Source organism: Oceanobacter sp. 5_MG-2023 (genome assembly GCF_030548165.1).
Classification (GTDB): domain Bacteria; phylum Pseudomonadota; class Gammaproteobacteria; order Pseudomonadales; family Oceanobacteraceae; genus Oceanobacter.
In genome coordinates this window covers 97,184-103,209 of record NZ_JAUORS010000013.1, presented here as the reverse complement: position 1 = coordinate 103,209, position 6,026 = coordinate 97,184, and the positions used below count along the sequence as shown (strand labels likewise).

Annotated in this window: 5 protein-coding genes and 3 tRNA genes; 1 reads left to right on the top strand and 7 read right to left on the bottom strand. The window is 52.6% G+C overall.

The genetic code is table 11. The features are described 5' to 3' along the window. Window positions 1-166: 166 nt before the first annotated feature. The 7 genes from Q4551_RS10610 to Q4551_RS10580 all read right to left on the bottom strand — a co-directional run bounded on the left by Q4551_RS10610 (window position 167) and on the right by Q4551_RS10580 (window position 4,208). Window positions 167-242: transfer RNA gene (locus tag Q4551_RS10610), tRNA-Thr, on the bottom strand. A gap of 13 nt (window positions 243-255) precedes the next feature. Further along, window positions 256-329: transfer RNA gene (locus Q4551_RS10605), tRNA-Gly, on the bottom strand. A 73-nt stretch (window positions 330-402) separates the two neighbouring features. Beyond that, window positions 403-486 (bottom strand) — tRNA-Tyr (locus Q4551_RS10600). 104 nt (window positions 487-590) lie between these two features. Next, window positions 591-1,247, bottom strand: coding sequence for a hypothetical protein (locus Q4551_RS10595; RefSeq protein WP_303433691.1), 657 nt, complete (start codon window positions 1,245-1,247; stop codon window positions 591-593). After that, a complete protein-coding gene (locus Q4551_RS10590) occupies window positions 1,220-1,933 on the bottom strand; it encodes a type III pantothenate kinase (protein ID WP_303433689.1) in 714 nt (237 codons plus the stop codon). The genes Q4551_RS10595 and Q4551_RS10590 overlap by 28 nt, the downstream gene beginning before the upstream one ends. Next, entirely contained in the window at window positions 1,914-2,870 is a 957-nt protein-coding gene (locus tag Q4551_RS10585) for a biotin--[acetyl-CoA-carboxylase] ligase (protein ID WP_303433687.1), read from the bottom strand. The genes Q4551_RS10590 and Q4551_RS10585 overlap by 20 nt, the downstream gene beginning before the upstream one ends. A 210-nt stretch (window positions 2,871-3,080) precedes the next feature. Next, complete coding sequence (locus Q4551_RS10580) at window positions 3,081-4,208, bottom strand: potassium channel family protein (protein ID WP_303433685.1); 1,128 nt, start codon at window positions 4,206-4,208, stop codon at window positions 3,081-3,083. A gap of 165 nt (window positions 4,209-4,373) precedes the next feature. Here Q4551_RS10580 and Q4551_RS10575 point away from each other — a divergent pair, with 165 nt between their 5' ends. Next, window positions 4,374-5,369 carry an adenosine kinase gene (locus Q4551_RS10575; RefSeq protein ID WP_303433683.1) on the top strand — a complete coding sequence of 332 codons (996 nt, stop codon included), beginning with the start codon at window positions 4,374-4,376 and terminating at the stop codon, window positions 5,367-5,369. The last annotated feature ends 657 nt before the right edge of the window (window positions 5,370-6,026 follow it).

Here is a 6,026-nt window from a genome sequence, read left to right as displayed (position 1 = left end):
GTTTTACCATGGTCAACGTGACCAATAGTACCTACGTTTACGTGGGGTTTGGAACGTTCAAACGTTGCCTTAGCCATGACCTTCTCTCTCTTACGTGGTAGTAGATTTCAGACCGTCAGATACACAAAAAGGCAGGCATTAGCCTACCTTTCTGCAATTTAATCAATGGTGCTGATACCCAGAATCGAACTGGGGACCTCATCCTTACCAAGGATGCGCTCTACCGCCTGAGCTATATCAGCAAATTTTGTAACCTGGAGCGGGTAGCGGGAATCGAACCCGCATCATCAGCTTGGAAGGCTGAGGTTCTACCATTGTACCATACCCGCGAACCTTCAGGCCGAAGCCGGGACTGTAGGCCTCGCTCCTGTCAAATCATCGACATAGCGCTGATTCTGAATTTGGTGGTGGGGGCTGGATTCGAACCAGCGAAGCTTTCGCGTCAGATTTACAGTCTGATCCCTTTGGCCGCTCGGGAACCCCACCGAAGTGGCGCGTAATATATGACTGGAACCGATAGTTGTCAACACTTTTTGTTATTTATATCCATTTTTTTGTCTTCTCCGGTTATGACACCCGGATGGACGTCCCTACTGGCACTGGCTCATTTGCCAGCTGACCGCTTTATCGTCTGCCATGATACGTTGTCGTAACCGCTCGCCCATCTCATCACTGACAGGGATTTCCAACCAGAACTCTTCTACAACATCCAACACTTCACGCAGGGCAACCGGAATATTGTATTGCTTGACCCGTTCCACCAGCCTTTCTGCAGACTCCCGTTGCCGGAACAATCCCAATGACACCCCTTCAGACAACTCACCCTTGGTAATGATGTAGCTGTCGATACCACGCCGCTGTAACTCTTTCAGGATCCGCATCGCCGCATCCCGGCTTGCCCGGGGCGGTACGTGCACCCAAAACTCACGAGGTTCCCCGCCCGGCAACTCGGTTCTGCTGGTCCGTCCATTCATGCCGAGCGCAGCCGCACGGGCTTTTGCATGGCGCGCACTCAACTCATCCTTATAAGGGCCAAGAACAAAGCAGTGCCTGTTGCTCCTGGTCTCCTGACTACGGATGTCTTTCGCCTTCGGCAGAGTCACCGCGGCTTCAGAAATCAATGTCAGCCGCTGTCCCGATGCTATTTCAAGACCAGTGGTTGTCTTAACCGGCACCGACTCCTGCTGCCAGAACACAGCCAGAGCTAGCAAGTTACCTGTCACCAGGCAGAAAAATATCCAGCGCATAGGGTATCCAGTCCGTCAAAGATAAGCTCAGGCCAGTAAGGAACGTCGAGTGCGACGGCCAGCCATTCTCCATCACCACCGGTAAAAAAGGGGATATACCCCTCATAGTCTTCCAGCACATTACGCACAAAAGCAACCTGCTGACGCCGCACCCCGGCGGTGACGCATTGCACCGTATCACGACCGGGTTGCAGTTGTTCGCTGGCCATTTCGTCCAGGTACGGGCGTACCCGTTCGGTATTCTGCCAGAGCATCTGTTGCGCCAATGTGAGCCCCGGCACAATAAACCCGCCTTCATGCTGATTGTCTGACAACAGAAAATCAACCGTCATCGCAGTCCCGGCATCAACGACCAGTACATCAGCATCGCTGTGCTTGCGAGCACCCAGCATCGCCAGCCAACGATCAACGCCCAGGCGCTCAGGGTTGGGGTAACAATGCTGGAAATCCGTATAGTCCAGTAGTGGATGAGACAACCACACCAGTCGATCGGCAAATTGCTGCTGCAGCTGCTGATGCAGTCCGGGGTTATCATGCACACTGGCCACCAGCGCACGTCCAACCGCAGGCCATTGCTGGGCAGCCACGTCCGCATGGGCGCAACCACCACGATGAACAACACCACCGTCGCCCTGATAACGCCACTTTATACGGGTATTCCCCGCATCAATTAACAGGACGGACACTCAATTCTCCTGCAATAACCACTTCAATACCGCGGGTGGTTTGCAACAGCAATTCCCCTTTGCGATTCACACCTTTTACGACACCATAACGTGGCTCGGCCAATCCGCTCAAAACAACCTCCTTGCGGTAAAAGACATCCCGTTCAGCCCAATACGCCATCCAGGGACCAAAGCCATCGCGCTGGAATTCATCCACCGCCCAGTTCAGTTGTTGTAACAGCACCGCGGCAACCGTATTGCGTGACAGACCTGGTTGATAATGTCGCAAGGCGGTCCAGGGCTGTTCGATACGCTCCGCATCCTGCGGGTTCAGCGCCAGATTAAGACCAATACCAATAACAATCTGACAAAAACCAGGCTGTGTCTGACAACCTTCCAACAGAATACCAGCTACTTTTTTATCCTCGATATACACGTCGTTCGGCCATTTCAGCCCAGCCCCTTCAATACCCAGCGCCAGCAGTGCTTTCTCGAGGGCAATGGCCACCATCAGGCTCAAGCCTTCCTGTTCAGCCAAGGTACCTGGCAGCGTCACCAGAAAAGACAGGTAGATATTTTTTCCAAACGGGCTGACCCAGTGGCGACCGCGTCGACCGCGTCCCTGATGCTGCTTCTCTGCCAGAACCGCATAACGCTTGCCCAAATGATCCGGCGCCCGCTGATACAACCAGCTGTTGGTGGAATCCACATCCAGCAAGATATCCAGCCGATCCAGCCGATCTGACATCTGCTGCTCGATACTGGCCTGATCGAGCAGCTCGATGGCATCCTGCAGCCGATAACCTTTACCTTTAACAGAAGAATAGGGAATATCCAGCTCATCCAGCTTTTTCATCTGCTTCCATATGGCGGCCCGACTGACCCCCAATATCTGCCCCAAGTCGTCCCCGGAATGAAAACGACCATCGGACAGTAACGCCAGTAACTGACTGAGCATTGGCACAACTCCCGCTAAATAACCGGGCGACTATAGCAGAAGGTTCGCGGTGCCAGAACGTCAAGCCTCATCGGGAAACAAGACAGTCAGCCGGAAACAGAAAGACAGCCGGGCACCGGTGAGACAACAGCAATCGCATCCCCCCGTTACCACACACATTCAGAACAGGATAAACGGCCCTGACAACGCACTGTGGGAACCACGGAAAAGCTATTCGATATCAGCCAGGCCCTGATTAAAATGGATTTCGATTGCGTGCTGGATATCGCTCACGGTAGGAGGTTTTTCCGTGTGAACCAGGACGATAATCGACTGCGCCTGGACGTGTTCATCTCCATCCGGGTGGGTAAATACCTCCCCTTCCTTTGAGACAAACGCCAACGGGGTACCGAGATTATTTTGTACCACCGCATTCACCACATCAGCCCAACGTTCTCCCTCCAGCCAAACGGGATAACGCACGGCATGATCATCCTCATGGGTGAACATATCTTCAATAATCCGCTCAACGCCGGGGGCCACCATCGCCCGGACAATAATTTCCGGATATGAACGAATGGGTCGTAACAATGCCTTGATCTTCAAGTCCCGCAAACGCGCCCGATTGGCGTCGTCCACAACTTCGGCAATCACCCGCGGCCCCAGATGGCGCTCATACAGACGATAGCAGACATCAAAAGAATAGCTGTCGCTATCCGGAGAATATTCATCCCGCGACAGCACCACAATATGCCGTGCCCGCTCAACACCGGCCCGGGCCAAATCTTCCGGACGACTGGCCAACCCGGTCACATGCACCACCCCCAGCCGTCGTAAACTGTCAGGCAGACCATTGGCAAAGTCCTGATTCAACAGCATGATCGGCGTATCCGTATACTCGCCACTTTCCCGTATCTGGCTGACCATCCTCAAGAAATAGGCTTCATAATTGTACTTCGGTGAATTGATGATCAAAATGTGGTCAGCCATATTCCAGTCCCAGTGTCCGGTGCGGATACGTTCCCGCCGCGCCATTCGAAAATCGACATAATCACTGATCAGGAAAGTCATCAGTGTGATGCCGCAGCCATACATCAGCACAATCGTCATCAGCTGCCCCAGCGGGGTTTGTGCCGACACACCCCCATAACCCACCGTCGCCAGCGTGGTCAGCGTCAACCACACCGCCTGCCAGGGGGTCATGGACTCCAGCCACATCATCGCTAACGCATGAACACCCACAAACAACAGCAAGGTTGATGCGGTACGCGTCATTGAACGAAAAATATTCGACTCAGTCTGATACACCGCATGACGAACACGCTGATGCTGACGGATAAAGCGGGAAACAGGATTCATCGCCGTATCATAAACGCAAACCTCAACCGACGGCATCAATAAACCGACGGTCGAACACCGGGTCAGCCACACCAGAACCAACAGCGGCAGAGAGCCGCGGCCCATCGTCCGTTGTCGCTGTCATTTGTTACACTGCGGCCTCTTTGACATAACACGAGATACACAATGGGATACCACATTTACGGCATCGGTAACGCACTGGTCGATAAGGAATTTGAGGTGGATGACGCCTTTTTTGCCAAAGCGGGCATAGAAAAAGGCCTGATGACCCTGATTGACGAAACGCAACTGACCGGGCTGCTCGGGCAACTGACCGACACCTATGGTCTGAAAAAACGCGCCTGTGGAGGGAGTGCTGCCAACACTATTATAGGAGCCAGCTATTTTGGTGCCAAAACCTACTACACCTGTAATGTCGCCAACGACGAATCAGGGGATTTTTATGTCACCGACCTCAAGGCAGCTGGCGTAGACACCAATCTGGGCGACGATCGTGAAACCGGCACTACCGGCAAATGCCTGGTTATGGTTACCCCGGATGCCGAACGCACCATGAATACCTTCCTCGGTATTACCTCAGACCTGCACGCCCGACATATCAACGAAACCGCCATCGCCAGTTCCGAGTACGTATATATAGAAGGCTACCTGGTGACAGGAGATACCTCGCGGGCAGCCGCCGTTCAGGTACGCGAACTGGCGCGCCAACATGACGTCAAGGTCGCCATGACCTGCTCTGACCCAGCCATGGTGCAATACTTTCGTGACGGTATTCTGGAAATCATGGGCGACGGTGTTGATCTGCTGTTCTGCAATGAGCAGGAAGCCCAACTGCTAACAGAAACCAGCCATCTGGATGACGCCATTACGGCTTTAAAAACCAAGGCCCACACCTTTGCGGTTACCTGTGGCAAAGACGGTGCCCTGGCCTGGGATGGCGAACAACTGCACCGCATTGCACCACACAGCGTCACCGCCGTCGACACCAACGGTGCCGGAGATATGTTTGCCGGAGCTTTCCTCTATGCATTGACCCATGGCCATGACTTTGCGGCTGCCGGCCGCTTGGCATCCGCGGCATCAGCACAGGTTGTCAGCCAGTTTGGACCGCGCCTTGAAGCGGCACAGCACGAACCCTTAAAAGCATCACTGACTCAATAATCCGCCAAAGACCCAGGCTCCGGGGATCATTATGTTGTTTGCCTGGCAATCCTGTTGCCCTGCACGCTCCCCGGATCCCACCTGCACGGCAGCACGACGCCCCACCAGCTGGTTGTTTTTTGTACAATCTGACAGTGCCCGCCCACTCATCATGCCTGAACGTATTTTTCTTCAACTTACACCCAAAGTTATCCACAAAATCTGTGGATAATCTGTCATGTTATTTTCATTTTTACCGGAGCCTATAAGCGATATCAGTAATAATCACTCAGATTATATGATAACCAACTGATTCTCTTGCTGCTAAAAGCTATTCAAAAGCCAATAAAAAAATAAATAACACCTTGTTTTTAAAGAAAAAAATAAAAAACCAACAAATTAAAAGACAACACGGTTAATCCATATCATCGTCCCTCATTAGCTGACAAAAAGCATGCCATATCAAAAATTTTATACACAAGATCTGTGGATAAACATTGATTAAGTTGAGGATCAAAGCCTTATAACTCTGTATATATAACAGAGGATATCTATTTAATCCGGTGCTCACTCTTGGCCACCGGATGGTTTCGAATCACGAAGCCGACTTGCAGGCCTGACGGGTCAAGTCAAACGTCGGCGACACCGAGTCGAGATCATCCGGCAGCCCCGAAGGTC

Bases quoted from the DNA above. Each gene is read 5' to 3' on its own strand.
- Q4551_RS10595 (WP_303433691.1), bottom strand. From the start codon at position 1,247: ATGCGCTGGATATTTTTCTGCCTGGTGACAGGTAACTTGCTAGCTCTG.
- Q4551_RS10585 (WP_303433687.1), bottom strand. From the start codon at position 2,870: ATGCTCAGTCAGTTACTGGCGTTACTGTCCGATGGTCGTTTTCATTCC.
- Q4551_RS10580 (WP_303433685.1), bottom strand. From the start codon at position 4,208: ATGAATCCTGTTTCCCGCTTTATCCGTCAGCATCAGCGTGTTCGTCAT.
- Q4551_RS10575 (WP_303433683.1), top strand. From the start codon at position 4,374: ATGGGATACCACATTTACGGCATCGGTAACGCACTGGTCGATAAGGAA.